This window comes from Occultella aeris (assembly GCF_902703175.1).
GTDB lineage: Bacteria > Actinomycetota > Actinomycetes > Actinomycetales > Beutenbergiaceae > Occultella > Occultella aeris.
In genome coordinates, this window is the sequence record NZ_CACRYJ010000016.1 from 230,766 (window position 1) to 247,444 (window position 16,679).

At 66.7% G+C, this 16,679-nt stretch carries 14 protein-coding genes and 2 pseudogenes; 8 read left to right on the forward strand and 8 right to left on the reverse strand.

Annotation, left to right across the window (positions count from 1 at the left end):
• The first annotated feature begins 14 nt into the window (after positions 1-14).
• From HALOF300_RS05645 to HALOF300_RS05655, 4 genes and pseudogenes are all read left to right on the forward strand, one after another.
• Positions 15-1,214, forward strand: a complete 1,200-nt coding sequence (locus HALOF300_RS05645; RefSeq protein ID WP_156739954.1) for an MFS transporter — start codon at positions 15-17, stop codon at positions 1,212-1,214.
• 1,121 nt (positions 1,215-2,335) lie between these two features.
• On the forward strand, positions 2,336-3,085 hold the full coding sequence (locus HALOF300_RS05650) for a glycosyltransferase (protein ID WP_156739955.1): 750 nt from the start codon (positions 2,336-2,338) through the stop codon (positions 3,083-3,085).
• Positions 3,086-3,382: 297 nt separating this feature from the next.
• A pseudogene (locus tag HALOF300_RS27820) lies at positions 3,383-3,544 on the forward strand (DUF402 domain-containing protein); the annotation flags it as partial.
• Between the two features lie 259 nt (positions 3,545-3,803).
• Positions 3,804-4,017, forward strand: a pseudogene (locus tag HALOF300_RS05655) (ATP-binding protein); the annotation flags it as partial.
• Positions 4,018-4,543: 526 nt separating this feature from the next.
• Here the strand turns inward: HALOF300_RS05655 and HALOF300_RS05660 are convergent.
• Positions 4,544-4,924, reverse strand: coding sequence for a YciI family protein (locus HALOF300_RS05660; RefSeq protein ID WP_156739956.1), 381 nt, complete (start codon positions 4,922-4,924; stop codon positions 4,544-4,546).
• A gap of 90 nt (positions 4,925-5,014) precedes the next feature.
• Positions 5,015-5,590: a DnaJ family domain-containing protein gene (locus HALOF300_RS05665; protein ID WP_156739957.1), complete on the reverse strand. Its 576-nt coding sequence runs from the start codon at positions 5,588-5,590 to the stop codon at positions 5,015-5,017.
• A gap of 68 nt (positions 5,591-5,658) precedes the next feature.
• Here HALOF300_RS05665 and HALOF300_RS05670 point away from each other — a divergent pair, with 68 nt between their 5' ends.
• Positions 5,659-6,267 (forward strand): TetR/AcrR family transcriptional regulator, encoded by a 609-nt coding sequence (locus HALOF300_RS05670; protein ID WP_156739958.1) that lies wholly within the window; start codon positions 5,659-5,661, stop codon positions 6,265-6,267.
• A 198-nt stretch (positions 6,268-6,465) separates the two neighbouring features.
• Here the strand turns inward: HALOF300_RS05670 and HALOF300_RS05675 are convergent, their stop codons facing one another.
• The 3 genes from HALOF300_RS05675 to HALOF300_RS05685 form a co-directional block, all read right to left on the reverse strand.
• Positions 6,466-7,179 (reverse strand): phosphotransferase, encoded by a 714-nt coding sequence (locus tag HALOF300_RS05675; protein ID WP_156739959.1) that lies wholly within the window; start codon positions 7,177-7,179, stop codon positions 6,466-6,468.
• A gap of 348 nt (positions 7,180-7,527) precedes the next feature.
• A complete protein-coding gene (locus HALOF300_RS05680; RefSeq protein ID WP_156739960.1) occupies positions 7,528-8,226 on the reverse strand; it encodes an N-terminal phage integrase SAM-like domain-containing protein in 699 nt (232 codons plus the stop codon).
• An 814-nt stretch (positions 8,227-9,040) separates the two neighbouring features.
• Positions 9,041-10,099 (reverse strand): serine/threonine-protein kinase, encoded by a 1,059-nt coding sequence (locus HALOF300_RS05685; protein ID WP_156739961.1) that lies wholly within the window; start codon positions 10,097-10,099, stop codon positions 9,041-9,043.
• A gap of 26 nt (positions 10,100-10,125) precedes the next feature.
• Between HALOF300_RS05685 and HALOF300_RS05690 the strand changes: the two genes are divergently transcribed.
• Both HALOF300_RS05690 and HALOF300_RS05695 read left to right on the forward strand, forming a co-directional pair.
• Positions 10,126-10,584, forward strand: coding sequence for a hypothetical protein (locus HALOF300_RS05690; RefSeq protein WP_156739962.1), 459 nt, complete (start codon positions 10,126-10,128; stop codon positions 10,582-10,584).
• Between the two features lie 55 nt (positions 10,585-10,639).
• A complete protein-coding gene (locus HALOF300_RS05695; RefSeq protein WP_156739963.1) occupies positions 10,640-11,053 on the forward strand; it encodes a hypothetical protein in 414 nt (137 codons plus the stop codon).
• Between the two features lie 1,500 nt (positions 11,054-12,553).
• Here the strand turns inward: HALOF300_RS05695 and HALOF300_RS05700 are convergent.
• The 3 genes from HALOF300_RS05700 to HALOF300_RS05710 form a co-directional block, all read right to left on the reverse strand.
• Positions 12,554-12,889 (reverse strand): hypothetical protein, encoded by a 336-nt coding sequence (locus tag HALOF300_RS05700; RefSeq protein WP_156739964.1) that lies wholly within the window; start codon positions 12,887-12,889, stop codon positions 12,554-12,556.
• Between the two features lie 189 nt (positions 12,890-13,078).
• Positions 13,079-14,299: a TIGR03620 family F420-dependent LLM class oxidoreductase gene (locus tag HALOF300_RS05705; RefSeq protein WP_197522333.1), complete on the reverse strand. Its 1,221-nt coding sequence runs from the start codon at positions 14,297-14,299 to the stop codon at positions 13,079-13,081.
• Between the two features lie 436 nt (positions 14,300-14,735).
• A complete protein-coding gene (locus tag HALOF300_RS05710) occupies positions 14,736-15,656 on the reverse strand; it encodes a helix-turn-helix transcriptional regulator (RefSeq protein WP_156739965.1) in 921 nt (306 codons plus the stop codon).
• A gap of 159 nt (positions 15,657-15,815) precedes the next feature.
• Between HALOF300_RS05710 and HALOF300_RS05715 the strand changes: the two genes are divergently transcribed.
• Entirely contained in the window at positions 15,816-16,658 is an 843-nt protein-coding gene (locus HALOF300_RS05715) for an SDR family oxidoreductase (protein WP_156739966.1), read from the forward strand.
• Positions 16,659-16,679: the final 21 nt, after the last annotated feature.

The following is a 16,679-nucleotide window of genomic DNA, read 5'->3' on the forward strand; positions in this document are numbered from 1 at the left end:
ATCCGAAGGACCTCATGAACTCGACCGCGCCCGTCCTCGAGACGACCGGAACCAGCCAACCGCAGAAGATGCCGGGGCTCGCCCTCGCCCTGCTCGCCCTCATGGGCTTCATCCTCGTCGCAGCCGAGACCATGCCGGCCGGCCTCCTGCCGGTGATCGCGGCAGGCATGGGCACGAGCGAAGGAACAGTCGGCCAGTTCATCAGTGTCTGGGCCCTAGGCACGGTCATCGTCACGATCCCCGCTATCAGTCTGACCCGCGGCCTGCGTCGCAAACCCCTGATCCTCGCCGCTATCGCCGGCCTAATCGTCGCCAACACGGTGACGGCCTTCTCCACCGACGTCGTCGTCTCACTCGTTTCCCGCTTCGTCGGTGGCGCCTTCACGGGCGTCATCTGGGGCATGCTCGCCGCATACGGCCGCCGGATCAGCCCACCCAGTCGCGGCGGACTCGCCCTCTCGATCGTCTCAGCCGGAGCGCCCGTCGGCTTCGCGCTCGGCACCCCGCTCGGCGCCTGGCTCGGCACGACCTTCGACTGGCGCTGGTCGTTCGGAGGACTCACACTGATCATGCTGGTCGCACTCGCGCTCATCGTCGCGTGCGTACCCGACGCATCCGGCCAGTCGGCCGCCACGCGACTTCCCCTCGTACGGGTGCTCACCATGCCCGGCATCGTGACCATCCTGGCCGTGATCGCCGTGTGGATGCTCGCCCACAACACGATCTACACCTACATCGCCCCGTTCCTGCGCGACACGGGCACCGGCCTCGGCCCAGACCTCGTCCTGCTCGTCTACGGCGTCGCATCCATCGGTGGAGTCGCCCTCACGGCCGCACTCGTCGACCGGCACCCGCGGCCACTGCTGCACCTGAGCACCGTGCTTTTCGTCGTGGCCGCACTGTTCCTGCTCCTCGGACACACCTCGACAACCATCGTGCTCGCCGCCGCAGCACTCTGGGGTCTGACCTTCGGCGGCGCCGCCGCGCAACTGCAGTCCGCGCTCACCCTCGCCGGAAGGGAAAGCTCCGACGTCGCGAACTCCTTCCTGCCCGTCGCCTTCAACATCGCGATCTTCCTCGCCGGCGTGAGCGGCGCGATCATCCTCGACAACTTCGACGCCCTCGCACTTGCGACCCTCATGGCCGTCCTCGGCATGATCGCTCTCCTACTCACCCTCTACGGCCGCCGCACCGCTTTCCCAGGACGCACCTAGGGCCAGTCTGCCGAGTGGACCTCACGTGACATGCTTCTCGCAACGAGACGTCTCGTCGGAACACGACCGCTACTGGATGTCTCATGGACGGTCGTCCATAAGAAGTGCGCGAGCCAGACCATCCAAGACGGGGAGAGGCCCCGTCGATCACACCGCAGTCAAGGCGGGCGTACTGTCCACGCTGACGCCAGCCAAACGCGGCAGTTCCTCCGCGTCGCAAGACCGGACACCGTGTTCGTCGCCGCGATCGGACTCAGTCCGCCCGCACTGAGCGGCATCGTCAGTCAGTCAGTCAGGCAGAGCGGGGAGCCGGAACCTCACACCGGTGATTCGCCTCGGAGACCTCCCACCGCCGTCTGGCGACCTCGACGTCCTGCGCAGGCCTTGACCGGGTGGCCAGGGTCGGGTTGCCGCGCGCCTGCATGAACCCGTCGGGCCAACGTAGGAATCGTCCGGGACGTCTCGGATGGCGGCGGACAGGTTCGGTGGAACCCCATCCCTGCTCGCTCTGAGACAGGAGCCGGTTCACCAGCTGCCGCGGCTGCCAGACTGTGCCGCCAGCGACAGCACAGGCGAACCTATTGCACTGGGTCCAGCCGTGGGTGGGCGACCCCGCCTTCACGCCGGGCACAGCGGCGCTCGCGTGGAGGGCGGTGCGCGCGGTGAAGGGGCGCTATTCGGTGACACTGCCTGGGGTGAGCGAAACCTCACCGCGGTGTCTCAGAGCCCAGGAAACGAGACGCTGGCCCCACAGAACGCCCACGGAGTGGGTGTTCCGGATGCGATGCTGATCTGTGGCGAAGCCTGTCGCGTGAGTGGGACTGACCGCTACGGGACCAGTTGGTTGTCCGGTACCCGGACGGCTACGCCGCCTTCGTTGTCGGTGCGACGTTCGAGACCGTTGAGACTACTGGGCGACTCCGGCCCGACGTCGCCGGCGAGACGAACGCGCTGACATGGTTCGCACCGATGGCTTGCCGACCAACATCAACCCCTATAACCGGGTCGTACTGCGACGAGCCGGACTCGATCTCTGACGCGCGGGTGCACGCTCAGGGATCCATCACCGGGCGGTGGTCCGACCCATCGCGATGTGGCCGGCGTGGTGCTAGAGATGGACGGTGTACTCCCAGCAGTCAGATGCTCAGATCGGTGCGATCGTCGTCAACCACAACACCTCTTCCTGGACCGAGCTGTTGATCCGCTCGTTGTTCGTCCAGAACCCCGGCTTCGGCCGACTGACGATCTACGACAACGACTCGGTCGACGACCGGTCCGCCATGCTGGACGCGGCGGCACAGTACGGCGCGGAGATTCAGCAGTCCGGGTTCGACACAAGGACAACCACGAACTCCCACGGTCAGGTGCTGAGCAAGTTCGTACTCGACCCGAGGAACGCAGAGCTTGATTACCTGCTCTTCCTCGACGCCGACGTCTGCTTCACCAGGCCCGGAACGATCCGCATCCTGCAAGAGGAGTTGGAGCGGACTCCGACGGCGTTCGGGGCCGGCCCGCGCATGTCGTGGGACGGCGAGACCGAGATGGCGCCCGACCTGGCTGCCAATCCTGAGATCTACCGGGACCGGCTCCATCCCGCGTGCGCCCTGGTTCGCAACACAGAACTGTTCCGCCGGGTGGTCGACGAGGTCGGCCTGTCGTGCGCGACGCAGCACCTCGTCGGCCAGGAGCGGTTCCTCGACACTTTTCGCCTGGCCACGATGGTCATGCGGACTCACGGCGCCAGCCACGTCATAGCCGACGCGCTGATCATGCACGCCTTCGCGGTGTCCTACCCGGACGAGTCCAGTTCGCTGATCCCGCAGAAAGAAGCCCGACGAGACGCCTGGCTCCGGAATCTCAGGACCAGATAGGTCAAAAACACGGCCCTGCGACCAAAGCGCGTTTCGCTGAGGGATCCTCTTGTGGCACGCCAGGTCGGCTCCCACAGCGGGTCGCTCCGGAGGACGTGAGACGTTCTACAAGAGTGCGCGACTTCGACTGCCACCCTGACGAGCCGGACGTTCGAGTGTTCGGGCTGCCCGAGTCAGGGGTGCTTGAGCGCAGCGAGGATCTATTTGTTGCGCAGACGTTGGAACGCGCAGCACCTGGACCGGTCGTTCTGCGGCACTACGCCTTCGCCAACGAGTGGTTCGAGCTGAACGCGACATATGGTCTCGACGGCGACCTGGTGGAGACCGGCCCTGCAGGAGAGTCTTGCGATCGACTGCGACGTGTCCACACCTCTTGTGTGGGTCGGCCCCGACGCCACCGCGGTCGACCTCTTCCTTGACGTGTTGGTCCGCGTCGACACGAGCTATCGCGTGGTCGACCGCCGGGAGTTCGAGGCGGCCTGCTCGTGGCGACTGATTTTCCCCTCCGAGGCTCACCATGCCGAGCAGGGGCTGACACAGCTGCTCCACTGGATCACGTCGGGCCGGTTGCACGAGCTGCTGGCACGGATTCCACCCACCGTGGCTGCCCGTGCGCTCGCCACTGCCGTTCTCCCGTTCGCCTCTCGCCAAGGTGCCCGCGGTCGCGCCGCAACTGCGAGCGAGCTGGTGACTTCTGACACCTCAATGACGGCCCTGCAGCAGCGCCGAGCACGCTTCGCTGATCCTCACCTCCAACCTGCCCTTCAGGGGCTGGGTGCGGCGTGTTCGGGGACCAGGCCGTCGCCGCAGCGATGATCGACCGCGTCGTCCACCGCGCCGACGTCCTCACCCTGAAGGGCGCCAGCTACCGGGTGCGTAACCGCGGGATCGAGACACTGCCGAGCACCAGATCCCAAGACACGGCACACTGAGCAACTACGAACCGGTGGCCTCGTTCTCGAGCGTCGGATCGGCCTCAGTTTCGAGCGTTGCCGACACTGACAACTCACCAGGCCGCATCACAGCCGGTCGTTTCTGGGCCGACCCTGGCGGACTCATCCCCTCCGCGCATCGCGCGAGCGGACAGCGCTCCCGTGGTTCCTGTTGTTCCTCGCCGAGAACTCCGCGGCTCCGTCCCTGCGGCATGGCGTGGAGCAGTGGGGCCGCCCGGAGCGCCGACGGCACACCGCCACCTACCGGCGAAGGTCACACCGGGGCGTTCGAGCTGCGGCCGACCCAACGAGCCACGGCATCGCAGTCGGGATCATTTCGGAGCGAGGGCGGCAACTCGCGTCGACAGTGGGCGACCGCGCCGGGGACGAGTGGGTAGTAGGCCCAGCGGCCGTGCGGTCAGGTGGTGGGAGACGGTGGGCTGAGCCCGGCCTAGCGACGCGTCCGTCCTCCGAGTCGCGCGGCGAGGGCGCCGACCGTGTCGCGGCGCACTCACCACGCGAAGGGTCAGTCCTGTTCGGGCTCTTCCTGGAGGGCGCGGACCTCGATGCGGGAGCCGAGGGCGGCGGAGGCCTGCTCGGCCCAGGTCAGCGCCCTCTCTTCATCCGATGCCTCGATGATCCAGAACCCGCCGACGTACTCCGTCGCTTCTACGAACGGCCCGGGCGTGCGGGTGGTCTCGGTCCCGGTCGCGTCCACCGTGATCGCGGTGGACGGCGGCTGCAGTCCGCCCGCGGTTATGAAGGCGCCAGCCGCGTTCAGGTCGGTGTTGAACTTGTCGACTGCGGCCATCATGGCCTCCAGTTCTGCAGGGTCGAGCTCCTGCATCGACACCATTGTCGGCTCCTCGGCGGTGTCGTGCGGGATGGTCAGAAAGTACTGCGTCATGGTCTTTCTCCTCTTCTCGGTGGGTGGATGGGGCAGAGCGGTCTAGCATCTAGCGGCAGGCAGTTCAATTGCCGCCGGACCGAATATTGGCTATGTCTCGGGGCTGTGACGCGAGGATCGACGGGTTCGCTTGCGGAAGAGGCGTCGGCGATCGCGGTCTTTCATCTTCGCTTCCTCGCGTGCCCGAGCTTCTTCGTTGGCCGTCCGGCGAGCTTCGTCAGCTCGGGCCGTTCTGCGATCGGCCCACGCGGCCACCGTGGTCTCGATGTCACGCGGCATCGTGATCAGAGGCGGCCCCGCGGGGAGTTGGTAACGGGCACGGATGACCCGCTCGTTGAACTGCTCGACCTCATGGCGCACAGCCGCCACGTTCGGGAGCTGGTCGATTTGCTCGTCCAGCGCGGCGTCATCCTTGCGGAGCTGGATGGACGGCGGCAGGATCACGATCCTCTCCCGCTTCATGAAGCTCTTGATCCACCAATCGGGGTCATGGGCGTCAGATAGGTCGAGCGGCTTGCCGCTGCCAGGCAGGTTGTCGAACTCGCCGCGCTCGATCGCCTTGCGTATATGCATGTCGGCGAGCAGCGCGATCGCCACCTCGCTGTCGAGCGCGAAGGCGGCAGGGTTGTAGAACGTGAGGGGCGGCGTCGACTCCGGTTCTCTCATCAGCCCTCGCTTACCCTGGTATCCAGTCATCTGTATTATGTCATGCGTATTGGAAACGAGGAGGCAAGGTGCCCAAGCAGGTCGATCATCGCGAGCGACGCGAGTCCATCGCCCGCGCACTGTGGACGATCGTCGACCAGCAGGGCTGGGCACGAACGACTATGCGCGAAGTCGCCCGCGAGGCAGGAGCCTCGCTCGGGCAGCTGCAGCACTACTTCTCGTCCCGATCCCAGATGCTGACCTTCGCAATCAAGTTCGCCGCCGATCAGACCTCGCAGCGGGTCACGCAGGGCATGGCTGCACTCGACCAACCTCCGCATCCTCGCGACGTGCTGCGCGTGGTGCTCATCGAACTTCTCCCTTTTCGGCCCGACGCTCGGGCGACCAGTCGGATGAACGCGGCCTACGTTCTCGAAGCGATGCATGACCCGACGCTGCATGAGCAGGTTGCCCTCGGACTCCGCGACGGGCGCGCAATGGTCGAACGCCTGATCCGTCAGGCGATCAGTGACGGGCAGATATCCCCACACCGCGACCCGGCGATCGAAACGGATCTCATTCTCGCGTTGACTGGCTTCGCGCCGCTACTCGAACTGGGCGTCATCGAACCGCAAGCAGCTCTCGCGGCCATCGACCAGCACCTGGATCAACTCTTCCCTCCGGGGGGTGCGAGGTGATTGTCAGCCGCCCTGATGGCATAACTCGGGCGAAGGACATGGTGGAACCGCGCGACGACCCGCGGAACATCCCGGGCTGAGCGGGCCGGCGCACGCGGAACGTTCAACTTGTAGCTGCGGTCATGGCAGTGGGAGAGGTCGGGCCGGGCGCCTGGCAGCGTCCAGTATTCAGGCGACCGGCGGTACTTGTCCTAGACGTCAGTTGCCCAAGGCGTGGCCCCACTCGGCCCAGCGGTCCCGCAGGGTCTCCCGGGTCCGCTCCGTGAAGGCGGAGTCCTGCGCGTCCAGGCGTGCCCGAACCGCGGGCAGCAGCGCGTCGCGTGTCAGTCGGCCCATCCCGTACGCATCACAGAACAGGCGCAGCCGTTCGGCCTGCCGGTCCACCGGGTAGCCCATTGCGATGCAGTCCTGGGGGCTGTAGAGCGGGACGAACGACCTGACGGCGTAGCCCAGGTCCCAGACCGCGGTCGTCGGCGCGGCGAAGTCCCAGTCGATGAAAGCCTGCGGACGTCCGTCGCGGTAGATCGTGTTGGCTGGGCCGAGGTCGTTGTGGCAGAGCAGCGGTCCGGGCGGGGCATGCGGATCTCGGCGCCAGATGCTTCCCGGTGGCGGGACGAATGTGGCCGCCGCGTCGTGCAGGGAACGGACCAGGTCAGCGACCCGGACCAGGGCAGCGTCGTCGTGACACTGCGCGACCCGGCCGTCCGACCCGGCGACATAGCTGAGGACCTCCTGACGTTTTGCCTCGTCGACGCCGACGACCCGCGGCGCCGCCTCGAACCCGGCGGACTCGAGATGACGGAGCAGCGCGTGCACCGACCGGCTCCACGGCCTGAGCGGCCGGCGGACCGTGTCGCCGACGCGCGTCACGAGTTCCGAGTCGTGCCCTCCACCAAGGAGTTCCGCATCCATCCCGCCAGTATCCGCGCGATGCTAGGTCAGGCCATCAGTGAAGGTGAAAACTCAGCCACACCCGGTATCTTGCTCGCCCGCGACCCACCCGTGAGCACCAGTGTTGAGGCCACCGGGGACGGACAGTCGGGCCGAGAGCACCCGCACGAGCCGCGACCCCGGGGAGTGCGTGCGGCGCTGTCGTATGTGCTGGCTGAATCTGTCATCTTCTGCAGGGACAACGGTGCTGGCGCGGCGGAGGTGATACCGCGCGAAGGGCCACTACCACGCAAAATCTGGCGCTTCGGAGCGGCTGTCCAGGTTGCTCCGGTGGTAGTCCACGCGGCGGTCGAGCCTCTCTCGTTCACCTCAGTACTTCCAACGGATGTCGGCCTTCCAGGCCGTCAGCAGCACCGCCGCACCCAAGTGCTCCGGCATCGCCGCGGCCATCGCTGCCACCTGCCCGGGGGTCGCGATGTCGCCGTCGGGCTCTGCCGGCCGGACCGGGGTCTGCGAGGGCGCCTCGGGGAACGCGAACGAGGCCAGGGCGATGTCGGGGCGCTTGATCGCCCCGTTCAGGCACGAGCGCAGCACCCTCGCCACGTTCGGCGCGACACCGTTCGCTCGCGCGCCCGGGTGCCGCTTCGACGGCTTGGCGCGCAGCGTCGCGAGGTGGGCGGCGACCTGCCCGGGCGTGAGGTCGACCAGCCGCGTCGACCCGAGTTCGGGCAGCACGTGCGTGCGCAGCACCGACCGGTAGGACAGCACGGTCGAGGGGGAGCGCTCGGGGTTGGCGGCCAGGTCCTCCAGCCACTGCTCGGCCCATTCGTTCAACGTCAGGGCGTCGGTCTCGGCCTTGGCCTCGGCCGCGCGGCGTTCGGCCCGCACCTGGGTGGGCGGGACGAACGTGCCCCGGGCGCGTTGGCCCTTCGCGATGTCGAGTGCTGCCCTCGCATCCCGCAGGGTGTCGAAGACGCCCAGGCTGTGCGTGGTTCCGTCGACCTCGAGGCGCACGCGGTAGCGTTCTCGGAACCGGACGATCCCGCGCGGAAGGCTCGTAGCGACCATCCTGGACCTCCCCTCCGCTGACACATCGACCTTGTCTGTCTCAGCGTTGTGTCAGAGATCTGGTACAAGAGGCCCATTCGTGCCTGTCCCTGCACATCGCGACTCGGGCCAGAAACCGCAGGATCCCGCCGGAAACTGGTGTTTCTGGCGGGATCCTGGGAACTGCTGGCGGAGGATGGGGGAATCGAACCGGAAACGCGCTGACCTGGGTGTTTGTACGCCCACAGGGCACTGTGACAGCGGTGTGACAGTCGTGTTGCGCTGTCCGCATCAGGGCACCTGACGGTGACGGCGCCGCTCAACTCGCTCCGTCGCCCAGGTGGGCCACTCGCTGCTAAGGGCATCGTGCCACTCACCGATCCCAGCCGGAACGCCTGGCCCAGGGGACGCTGCTGGCCGGACGTACGCCCACGAACGCCGCAGGCCCGATAACTGGTCATACCGACTGACGAACTGGGCGAGCCGCACAAGCGAGGTCTTTCATCTCAACTGGACCGCGTCCTGCGAGCCGATCCGCTACCGGTGATTGAACCGTCGGCACGCGAGGATCGTCAGATCGGCGAAGATCGAGAGGCGTTTCTCGTACGGAACGTTCCCACGAAGGCGGTCGGGACCCTGTTACCTTGCCGCCACCATGGGGCACGGCTGGAGGTCCAGCATGCAACACACTGAGACGGCGGCCCCTGAACGAGGTCAGCGAACCTGTCATGTGCTCTGCTGCTCGAGGCTGATCGAGACCTTGAACGCGCTCATGACGGCGGTGAATGCCAGAGCCACTTGCCGGCCAGGCAAGAACGGTCGAGCCCCGCCAGCCTCACCCGATGGCGCGAATGGCTGATCGAATGGCTCGGTTCAGACCAGCGGAGGTGGCGGACATGCCGTCCCGCGCAAGGCGTCGACCCGAACCTTTGTGACGCACATGCAGAACGTACTCACTCGAACCCGTCTTGGAGATGACGCATAGGTCGACGATCCTGCCGGCTTTGACGCCCTCGTAGCACCGCTCGTGGTCCCGGTGGGCCGCGACTCGGACCCAACGCCGGTCGGGACGGTTGCGCCTACCGAGCGCAGCGGCCAGTGCGGCGGGATCGGAGTAGCGGCCGGCGGGATCCTTGCTGAGGGCCTTCATCACGATGTCGCGGGTTCCTCTGGAAACGTGGGGAGCCAACTCCCATAGATCGGCCGGAGAGGCGGTCGCAGCATCCTGGTGCCGCGTACCAGTGACGGGCGGCGTGCCGGCAAGCAACCAGTAAAGGGTCGCACCAAGGCTGAACACCTCGCTGCGCACGCAGTAGACCTCGACGTCCCCCGCGTACCCCGGAAGGGCGACGGCTCCGACCTCTGGTGCCATTGTGGCTAGCGTCCCGCCCGCCGCGACGCAGCCCGAGGCGTTTTGCACTCCGGCCAGGCTGAAGTCACCCACCAGACACTTGGCCGAATAGGTGAGAAACAGATTCTCGGGCTTGACGTCCCGGTGGAGCAGCCCGTGCCGGTGGACCCGGGCCAGCCCGTTACACGCCTCACGCACCCAACTCACGGCCTGCTCCTCCGCGACGCCGAGGGTTGTATCAATTCGGTCCATCACGGTGCCGTGCTCGGCCACGTCGGTGACGAGGTACCTCGTGCCCTCCGGCGTCGTGTCAGCGTTACGGATCGGGAGGATGTAGTCACCGCTAAGCGAGTTCAGTAGACGTGCCTCCGCCCACGGGCCTGCGATCTGGTTGGACCCTAGGAGCTTGAGGGCGTAATTCGCATCGAGGTTGCTGTCGTGGACGTGCCAGACCTCGCCGTGCTGACCGGAACCGAGACTGTCCAGCACCTCGTAACGATCTGCGATAACGGAGCCGATTGGGCCGGGAGCGGCAGACGACATAGGCCAAGGGTAGGCACAATGACCAGGTGAGGGTCTTGGGAATCGCAGTGAGAGTGAGCAAGTGGAAGTCGATCGTCAGCTTGGTGCTGCTCGAAGGTGACAGCGGTGACGACGAGTCGACCGCGAGAGTCATCGAGGAGTTCCCGGTGACGGGCGACGACACCGAATGGGCCGCGCACGTTGGAAACGTCGCCACGGCGGTGCGGGGTCACGCAAAGTCCATGAAGCCCGACGTCGTGATCGTGCGTAGAGCCGACCAGGCACCTCAGGGCCGTAATAGTGACGGCCCGAAGTTGCGCCTAATGATCGAGGGTGGGATCGTCACCGCCTGCCTGGACGTGACCTCCGATGTGCGGGTGTACACCGGGAAGGAGTGCGGGAAGGCGCGAGACGTCTCAAAGGACGACCTGGACACGCGCTCAGCGACCCTAGTAGCCAAGGCCCACTTGGAGGCGGGTGCTGCCGCCCTAGCGGCAATGGCCTGATGACGCGCCGGGCAAACCCTGCGCCCCGTCCATTGCTCTGGTGCACACTGGCTACATGGCCACCAATTTGCTCGCTGGGGTGCTGGAGGCACAGACTCGAAACAGCCTGTTGGCGGGGGACGAACTCATCGGTGCCGCTTTCGCGTTGGTAGAGGTGATGCGCACTCGCAAGGCCATCGCCCTACCCAGCGACTCCGTGGGCGACCGTATCCTGGGCGCAGCTCTGATCTTGGAACCGACCCTCCCGCTGGCAGACCGTTCCTACCGCTTCGACGGCTGCAGTGTCCTTATCGTGGCCGGTCACATCTCCGGAGAGGCGAGCGTGTCAGCGCGTGCTAAATCTGTGCGTGCGCTCGGCGCGGTCCATGTAGAGGCTGCACTGCTCGGCCAGTGGGCGGACCCGATTGAGGGGTGCGACGCCGTGCGAATCATCAGTAGCGACCGACACCTCAGAGCCGTGGTGGGTTAGTCGCCTAGCGAGTCCGTTGAAAACTGCCCGTCGCTAGTGGACTTTGCGCCGTCTGCTCGGTTGCCTGCGTCGTAGCGATCGTCCAACTCGGCTCGCCCCGGTGGTCGGCTGTTATCCGGAGCGGCTGGCGACGTGGCAAACCCCAGGTTCAGCGCGCTGCCTTCCGAAAGCCGATGGTCGAGGCGGTCACGTAAGGCGTCCAGGTCTCGGCAACTCGTGCCCAGACCTTCTCAGCGTGACGCGCTCTTTCAGCAACGGGTTGAATGGGTAGGCCGCGATGAAGAGCCTCGCCGCTACCACGATGCACCTGGGTCTACCGTCGCATCGTGTCGGTCGACGGGCCGCGCGGCCTCCTCGAGGCTGAGTATCTCCGCGAGCACGCCCTCCCATTGCGGCTGGCCCAGCTCACGGTCGCGCAGCCGTCGAGACAACTCGCGAACGACCTTGCGGCAGGCCACCGGAGAGGCGAGCACCCGTGCAATGGTTTCGTCCCATGGAGGCTCGGTGTGCCGCGCCACCACCTCGATCGCGATCGCCCCGTTGGCTGCTGCGCGTCGCTCCTCATACGCCGCGCGGCGGCAGCGGTGAGAGCACCAGACTCTGGGCCGGCCCCGTCCGCTAGTGCTTCTCGGGACCTCATTGCCGCACCGGGGACATGTGCTGCCCACCAGCGCCGACTCGTTGGACTTCGGCTCGAGTCGCTCGCGCGTGGCGATACGCCGCCGTCGCGCGCGTCCTTCTCGTGCTGTCACTTTGCGTCGATTCGAGGCCACGTCCAGTCACCGCCTCATTACGTACGGACGAAAGTCCCACTGTAGTGCAAGAGGTGTGTGCGCCTCGGGGTCCTTGCCCTGGACTTGTGGTGAGGTCCGTGGGCGAGTGCTCGAGGGGCGAGGTGGGCTATCGATTGGCGTGCCCGGCGGCGCGCGGCTTGACGTGATGGTGGCAGCAGCTCGCTACAGCCGGTCAGGCAAGGGGAGGAGTCGGACAGGTATCGGCGTGCGCGGCACGGACCGTCTACCGTGACCCGACCTGGCAACGCGGTCGGCGATGAGCACAGGCCCTCCTGGCGATGCTGACCTACGCTCAGCCCATGGACTCGCTGAGCTTCGGCCTCTCCAAGCTTCGCGCAGCGCAGAGTGGAGCGCACCTCGTTGACGCCGTTTGGGACCTGCGCGACTCTGCCTACGACCATCCAGAACTCTCTAACAGCGGAGACCCTCTTCCAGGCCCTAGGGGAAGAACTCGAGCAAACGCCGATCGAGGACGGAAGGACGGTTCCGAGTCACGTGTTGGCGCGCGCCATCGAGAAGGTGCGCGCGCACGAACCGTAAGGGCCAGCGACTGCCGTTGGGCAACCTGCACCAAGACCACCGCGAGAGCCAGAGTCGCGGGACCTGTTCCGAGCGACGTCAGCCGCCGAACGGCCAGGCGCACCGCCTCTCCTGCAGCACGACCGACCGACAGGTGCTCGATGGTGGCAAGACTCGGGTCTCGTGGTCACCCGGAGGCTGCCGGGGGCATCAGCCAGACGTGTCGTTCACGTCGGTTCCGGTGCCACTCGGCGACCTGTTCCGCCGACCGAACTTCAGCCAGAGGCGCAGCCGCCTCGGCGAAGCGCTCGGCGCTCATGGATACGGTTTCGTCGTCTATGACGCTCTCGAAGGTGACCTTGCCCTGGTTGCGATCGACTGTGACCGACACCAGATCGAAGTCCAGAGTCTCCCCTCCGGGTTCCTCTACGTTCAGCACAGCCAGCACCTCCGCGCAGATGAAGGCGAACTCCGTGTCGTTTGCGCCAGTCAAGCTGCTCAGGTCATCCAGGATTCCTGCCACGCTTGAATCGTAGAGCCCTTCAGGTCGAGCCACTATTTGAGGCTGAGGCTGGCTCTCCGAGCGCCTTGGGGCCGGGTCTCCGTGCGCTCGTCGGTGTCCCACAACAGCTCGAGTCCGGTTGTTGCAGGGGCGATTCGCGGCACTAGTGATCGGGTGCTCACTGGACCTAATCCGACGCGGGTCGCCTCATCAGCGTCGCAGAAGTCGGCTCACCAACCCTGATCGATGCGCCGAGATTCGTGCCGGCTTGTGGGCCGAGGATCCGGTTCGATGGAGTGCCGTCCTGTGGCTTGCGCCGCTAGGTGGCGGGATTCTGTTGATGCTCGGTGACGATCGCGGGGTGGCGCCAGCCACTCGGAGACGATCAGTTCCCACGCGCGCTGGGGTCAGCCCTTCGTGACCGCAGTCGGTGAAGACCGCCGGCACGTGCGCCCCGCGCTGTGGGTCGCCAGAGCTGGTGCCTCTCGGCTCGGTTGTCCATACGACCACACTGGGCCTTTCCCCGCGGACGGCACCCTGTTCAGCTCCCCTCGTCGAGGCACTGGGTTCGCGCCTACGGCGAGCCGCCGCTTCCTCCGGTGAGCTGGAGTTCGCGGGTGATGCGCTGGAGGGTGGCGGTGATGTCTGTGGTGGCGGGCTGCACCTGCACGCAGAGGTGGTCCGCGCCGGCATCGACGTGCGCTCGGAGGCCCTGGGCGACCTTTGCCGCGTCGCCGTGCGCCACGATGGCGTCGACCAGCCGGTCGCTTCCTCCGTCGGCGACGTCTCTCTCGTAAAGCCTGCCCGGCGCATATTGCCGACATAGTTGACCATCTTCAGGTACCCGGCCAGGAAGTCCCGGGCGGCCCGCCGTGCGGAGACCGGATCTGCATCGATCACCACCGTCTGCTCAGGAGCGATGAGCATGCTGTTGCCGGTCAGGTCGCGCGCCTCGCGCGTTTGCGCCGGGACCGTCAGGTACGGATGCGTACCGCCGCTGCGCGCGGCAGCGATCGCGAGCATCTTGGGTCCGAGCGCAGATATCAACCGATCGCCGTTCGGGACACCGCCGGCATCAAGTGTGTCCAGATAGCGGGTCGTCGCTTCGAGCGGACGGGTGCGCTCCGGCGTCGCCTCCCGGTGACCCGATCCGATGCCCAGGAGAAGGCGCCCCGGGTGACGCGCGACGATCCGGTAGGAGTCGGCTAGTTCAGTGGGGTCGGACTGCCAGATGTTCACGATCGCTGTCGCGACGACGACGGATTCGGTACCGTCCAGCACTTCTTCGGCGAGCCGAAGGTCAGACCCGGGTGAGCTGCCCTGCCAGATGGTGCCGAACCCGAGCCGTTCGATCGTCTGTGCCAGCGGCACGTCGAGTTCGTCCTTGCCCCGCCATACTCCGTAGCGCCCCAAGCGATTCGTCCAGTCCATGTACGTCCTTTCGGTGAAGTCGACACGCAAGGTGCCGACACAAACGTTGAAGCACGTGTCACGTCGGTCGGTCGGTCGGCGTCGGAGCCGTGGCTTTGACGCGCCGGACACCCCGCTTCCGCGAGCTCGCCGCTGCTGCGGACGCACATCTAGCGTGCCTTGGTGTCTGCGACGCTGAGGCCGCGGTCGACGCGGCTCTCAACCAGCGGGTCGAGCAATCTGGTGACTCATGGGTGTCCAGCCGCGCGCCACGCTGAGGTATGCGCCCGACCACGTCGCTCAGTGGGTCGTTGACGACATTCTGGAAGCCCCGAAGCTGCCGGAGCAGAGCGACGGAACGGTGATCGACCTCTCGACCCGTGGGCGAACTGAGTGAGCAAGCAGGGGCCCTCTGACCGCTGTCCCTGAGATCCCCACGCCAAGTGCGTCGAGGTAGTCACTTGGGTGGTTTCTTGCTGGCGGGGTTCTGCGGGGTGTCTATCCGGTCGCCCTCTGGGGAGGGAGCGTCTGCGACGGTCCAGCTGGCGAGCAGGCGGAGTGCGTCGCTCGTGGGGGAGCCGGGCTCGGCGGAGAAGGCGATGAGTTGGAGTCCGCGTTCGTTGCTCACGTCGAGGGCCTCGAAGGAGAGGTCGAGGTCGCCGACCACAGGGTGCGTAACGGATTTGGTGCCGGTGCGGTGTTCGCGCACGTCGTGGGATGCCCACAGGGTGCGGAACGGGTCGCTGCAGGTGGCGAGCTCGCCGACGAGGTCACTGAGCTCGCGGTCGCGCGGGTGTCGTCCTGCCTCGGCGCGCAGTAGGGCGACGATTTGCTGCGCTGCGTCCTCCCAGTGGCGGTAGAAGCCAGGCGCGCGGGGATCCAGGAAGAGGTAGCGAGCGAAGTTCGCGGGCTGGCGCGGACTGTCGAAGAGCTCCGAGAAGAGGGCACGACCGAGAGAGTTGATCCCCACGACGTCGAGCCGTCCGTTCTGCACGACCACCGGCACGCCGTGCATCGCGTCGAGCAGCTGCTGCATACCCGGTCGGATCGCCTGCGTCCTCGGCCGGGACCTGCGTCGGCTGGGCGATGCGCCATCGTTCGCCGCGCGCACCAGGTCGTGCAGGTGCTGCACCTCGGCATCGTCCAGCCGCAGAGCGCGGGCGAGTCCCTCGAGCACGGACTCCGAGACGCCTGTCGCGGTGCCGCGCTCGAGTCGCACGTAGTACTCCACGCTCATGCCGGCGACCAGGGCGACCTCTTCGCGGCGCAACCCGGCCACGCGTCGCCTGCCGCCGAAGTCGGGCAGTCCGACGTCGGCGGGGGTGAGCCTGGCACGCCTGGTGGTCAGGAACTCACGGATGTCGTTCCTCGGGTCCATGAAGACGACGGTAGGCCCGATCCCGCCCCCTTAGGGAGGTACGCGCAGTGACCCTATAGAGCGGGTCTCCCTCGCCGTTGCGATTCGACGTTGACTGGTGGCATCCGCAGGGAAGCCGCCGACCGACCGGGACGGCGACCGAGAGAGAGAAGTTTCGTCATGGCTGACAGCAAGGTCTGGTTCATCACCGGCGCGAGCCGCGGCCTGGGCATCGACATCGCACAGGCGGCACTCGCCGCGGGCCACTTCGTCGTGGCGACCGGCCGCGACGCGCAGCGCGTCACCGACGCCGTCGGTGCGCACGACAACCTTCTCGCCGTGGCGCTCGACATCACCGACCCGGCAGCCTCCGACGCAGCGGCAGCGGCCGCCGTCGAGCGCTTCGGCCGCATCGACGTGCTCGTCAACAATGCCGGCAATTTCTACGCGGGGTTCTTCGAGACGCTCAGCGCCGACCAGGTGCGGGCGCAGATGGAGACGAACTTCTTCGGCCCGCTCAACGTCACGCGGGCCATCCTGCCGATCCTGCGCCAGCAGCGCTCCGGACAGATCATCACCATCACGTCGACGGCAGGCTTCGTCGGTGGCAGCTTCACCTCGGCCTATGCCGCGTCGAAGCATGCGCTCGAGGGCTGGATGGAATCGCTCGCGCCGGAGGTCGCACCGTTCGGCATCGAGACGATGTCGGTCGAGCCTGGCTTCTTCCGCACCGAGCTGCTCGTCGAGGGCTCCTCCACGTTGTGGCCCGAGCTCGACATCGAGGACTACGCCGAGCAGACGGCGCAGACGATCCAGGCCTGGCGGCAGATGCACGGCACGCAGATCGGTGACCCCGCCAAGCTCGCCGCAGCCCTCGTCACCCTCTCGGACGGTGGCGAGCTGCCCGGCCGGTTCATCGCCGGCGCCGACGCCATGGGCGGCATCGAAGAAAAGCAAGCGACCGTGCAGCAGCAGATCGACGCCAACCGTGAGCTCTCCGCCTCCCTGTCCTACGACGCCTGAGCGTCGACCCCACCCCACCCC

Excerpts from the sequence above, each read along its gene's own strand:
- HALOF300_RS05645 (WP_156739954.1), top strand. The coding sequence starts at position 15 with ATGAACTCGACCGCGCCCGTCCTCGAGACGACCGGAACCAGCCAACCG.
- HALOF300_RS05660 (WP_156739956.1), bottom strand. The coding sequence starts at position 4,924 with ATGACGCAGTACTTTCTGACCATCCCGCACGACACCGCCGAGGAGCCG.
- HALOF300_RS05665 (WP_156739957.1), bottom strand. The coding sequence starts at position 5,590 with ATGAGAGAACCGGAGTCGACGCCGCCCCTCACGTTCTACAACCCTGCC.
- HALOF300_RS05675 (WP_156739959.1), bottom strand. The coding sequence starts at position 7,179 with ATGGATGCGGAACTCCTTGGTGGAGGGCACGACTCGGAACTCGTGACG.
- HALOF300_RS05680 (WP_156739960.1), bottom strand. The coding sequence starts at position 8,226 with ATGGTCGCTACGAGCCTTCCGCGCGGGATCGTCCGGTTCCGAGAACGC.
- HALOF300_RS05685 (WP_156739961.1), bottom strand. The coding sequence starts at position 10,099 with ATGTCGTCTGCCGCTCCCGGCCCAATCGGCTCCGTTATCGCAGATCGT.
- HALOF300_RS05695 (WP_156739963.1), top strand. The coding sequence starts at position 10,640 with ATGGCCACCAATTTGCTCGCTGGGGTGCTGGAGGCACAGACTCGAAAC.
- HALOF300_RS05705 (WP_197522333.1), bottom strand. The coding sequence starts at position 14,299 with ATGGACTGGACGAATCGCTTGGGGCGCTACGGAGTATGGCGGGGCAAG.
- HALOF300_RS05710 (WP_156739965.1), bottom strand. The coding sequence starts at position 15,656 with ATGGACCCGAGGAACGACATCCGTGAGTTCCTGACCACCAGGCGTGCC.
- HALOF300_RS05715 (WP_156739966.1), top strand. The coding sequence starts at position 15,816 with ATGGCTGACAGCAAGGTCTGGTTCATCACCGGCGCGAGCCGCGGCCTG.